Source organism: Cytophagia bacterium CHB2 (genome assembly GCA_030263535.1).
Taxonomy (GTDB): Bacteria; Zhuqueibacterota; Zhuqueibacteria; order Zhuqueibacterales; family Zhuqueibacteraceae; genus Coneutiohabitans.
Window position 1 is genome coordinate 1 of the sequence record SZPB01000551.1, and the last position, 2,968, is coordinate 2,968.

Consider the following 2,968-nt stretch of genomic DNA (forward strand, 5'->3'; position numbering starts at 1 on the left):
GCGCTTCGCAGTTGGCGCAGGGTGTTACCTTCCAATAAGGCAATGTAAAGGTTGGTTTCACGCATCACCCGTTCAGCAAATTCGCGGGCAGCGCGGCCGATTCGCCCTGTCGTTACGATTAAAATGACGTTGGTTTTGATAACTTGGGCCACACCTACTTCCTTGGCGACGTCGTCAAGGGTGGCCTGAGCAGTGTTTTTGCATTGTATTTGCCACCGGCTGAAAACCAGATTTTTGCCTTCCATAATGACGTCTATTTCCGCTCCGCCGGTCTGACTGCTTCGTACGCGCCATTGAACGAAATCGAGCATCAGCAATCGTCCTAGATAAAAAGCCAATGCTTCTAACGCCATCCCCTTAAGATGCCTGGATTCGTTATCCAATCCCTGCAAAATTTCCGCAAAAGGCATCCTGATCAATCTGCGGTACTGGATGCCGACAGATTCTTCGGTAGCCGCCAAAATTGGCTCCAAGAATTCATTCCTCAACTTTTCAGTTGGCCGAACAACGTATGGCTTCGCACCTTGTCCCGTGGTAGTCTTTTCGCATTCGATCAACCCCGCATCTCGCAAAGCAAAAAGGGTCGATTGTGGCAAGCCACCCTCCGGAAACTCAACTCCGAATAACCGCGTCGCATAGGCGGCTACTCTATTAGATAGGGCTTCGTCTTCGTTCAACCGCGCGAACGCACGGGCAAAGGCTCGCTGCTCCGGCGTTAAAGTGGAATAACGCTCAACATCATCTGTTGAAATACCGTGGAGGAGAAATTCAATTCTGGCTCGCCGAGGCGTCCAATTTTCAACGACACCCGCCTGCGCCAGCCACTGGCGCATGCCGTTAGCGTGCGTTCCGTTTGGTGGATGGTATATACCCCGTGAACGCAACTCCTTAACGATCAGTTGCTTCGTTGGTCGACGATTAGCCGCAATTAAGTCTTCAATACACGCGAGCACTTCCAAACCGCGCAAGTTCAACAGGATATGTCTGGCAAAAACGGCGTACATTTCTTCAGCATTTCCCTCGTTAGCCAGCATCAGCATCTGCACGCCAGTGGGGGTCAAGGCGGCATACGTGGGATCACCGCGCGGCTTGTCAAGCAATCCATACTCCGACATTGCCAGGACCGTGTTGTTAGCCAGATCAAGGGCATCCTTGCTGGTAGCGAAAAATTTGGCGGCTATGTTTTGCTGAATCTGCTGCCTATTGGGTTGGGAGGCCTCAATGAGCCGTAGCAGATCAGGCAAAGGTGTCTGGACAGGAGAAAATTGGCTTGAATTTGGTAAATCCGATTTCATCTGATTGGTTTATTCATCAATCTCGACCGCCGATTCACTTGCGTGTTGCCCATTTGTCTGTGGACGGCTGCGTCCCCCATCATCAGGCAGGCGCTCCGCGCCGTTTTCAACACCATACCAGCGAACGGCCGGATTTCCGCTCTCGTACGCGCTGGGTTGATCCGCTTCCGCAGTGGCCGACCGCCAGCCTTCAGGCGTAAACCGACCCAATGCCCCAAGAATGTATTCTTCCTCTATTTCACAACACGTCCAGCGGCGTTGCAGCCGCTCCGCGACTTCACCCGCTATACAACTGCCGGCAAACGGATCAAAAACGTGGTCGTCAACGTCGGTCAACATCCGAATGAAGTATTCGGGCAGCTTTGCAGGGAATCGGGCCGGATGAGGCTTGAGACCCTTTTCGCGACAATAGCGCAAATAGTAAGAATTGCTCTCCGTGTTGGGTGCGGCGATCAAGTTGGGTGGAATAGCTCCGTCATTGTCTCTTTGAAACTTGTTGCTGATGTCGTGACCACTAGGACGACGCTTGGGGCGATACCCGTTTGCCAATAGTTCCTTCATTGAATTGCTGTAAGGCGTTAGCACACGGCGATTGCTCGCTCGCGGCCAGGGAGTCTTCGAAAGCCAATAAATGCTATTGACTGCATCTTTGACCCTCACCCGACGCACGTTCACCCATTCAGCCGGAGTCGGTAACTTGGAAGGGTTCCACCAATAAAACTCCTGAGCCAGATGAAATCCCAATTCACGGCAGAGCATGATGAGTAGCTCAAAGTGGTATAAACTGCGTGTTGGCTGGCCGGGAATCCAGGAACCACCGATGTCGATTACCAGAGAACCGGTCGGTTTCAGAATTCGATAAAATTCCTTGCCAAATTCCTTGAACCAAGCAACGTAATCCTCCTGCGCTTCATTGCCGTAATCCTTCTTTCTGAGCAAGGCAAATGGCGGGCTGGTAATAATCAGATCGATTGAATTTTCATCGAGCGCGTGGCTCATGAATTCCAGCGAATCCCCCTGGAAGATACGCCCGTAGAGTGTTTGAAGTTTAAGACTCACGGTTGAATTCATAACTATACTTGATGGCTTGGTTTCAAACGAAGTTACAGGCCCAAATCGAACGAATGAGCGCATTATACTTCACATCCAGCTAATAGTATACTTCCAATCACGCTGAGGTTTCGACATCACGATAGCGATTGCGCTCATAGGGCGCATATCTCCCACCAACACCAGAACCGATTGTGTTATACTACCCTCACATCCACCCACTACAGGAGAGAGCCACATGTCCCCCACCCCCAACGGCCACACCTACGACGTCATCATCGTCGGCGGCGGCATCAACGGCTGTTCGACCGCGCTGCAACTGGCCCGGCGCGGCGTCCGCGTCGCCGTCGTCGAGAAAGACAACATCGGCGACGGCCCCACCGGCCGCTCGTCGGCCATCATCCGCCAGCACTACTCCAACGAACTGACCGCCCGCATGGCCCACTACAGCCTGGGCGTCTTCCGGGATTTCGAGGCGCAGGTCGGCGGCGAGTGCGGCTTCCGCCGGACCGGCTTCGTGGCCCTGGTGTCGGCCAAGGACCGCGCCGGGCTGGAAGCCAACGTCACCCTGCAGCGCGGCGTGGGCATCAACACCGAGATGCTGTCGCCCGAAGCCCTGCGGG

Annotated in this window: 3 protein-coding genes; 1 reads left to right on the forward strand and 2 read right to left on the reverse strand. The window is 53.7% G+C overall.

The annotated features are described in order from the left end of the window. A partial coding sequence (locus FBQ85_28765; GenBank protein MDL1879126.1) for a restriction endonuclease occupies positions 1 to 1,295 on the reverse strand: 1,295 nt, incomplete at its 3' end. A 9-nt stretch (positions 1,296 to 1,304) separates the two neighbouring features. Beyond that, a complete protein-coding gene (locus FBQ85_28770; protein ID MDL1879127.1) occupies positions 1,305 to 2,366 on the reverse strand; it encodes a site-specific DNA-methyltransferase in 1,062 nt (353 codons plus the stop codon). Positions 2,367 to 2,583: 217 nt separating this feature from the next. Between FBQ85_28770 and FBQ85_28775 the strand changes: the two genes are divergently transcribed. Next, on the forward strand, positions 2,584 to 2,968 hold a 385-nt coding region (locus FBQ85_28775; GenBank protein MDL1879128.1), incomplete at its 3' end, for an FAD-binding oxidoreductase.

What these genes read in the sequence shown, in the direction of transcription:
- FBQ85_28770 (MDL1879127.1), bottom strand. Translation starts at nt 2,366, where the DNA reads ATGAATTCAACCGTGAGTCTTAAACTTCAAACACTCTACGGGCGTATC.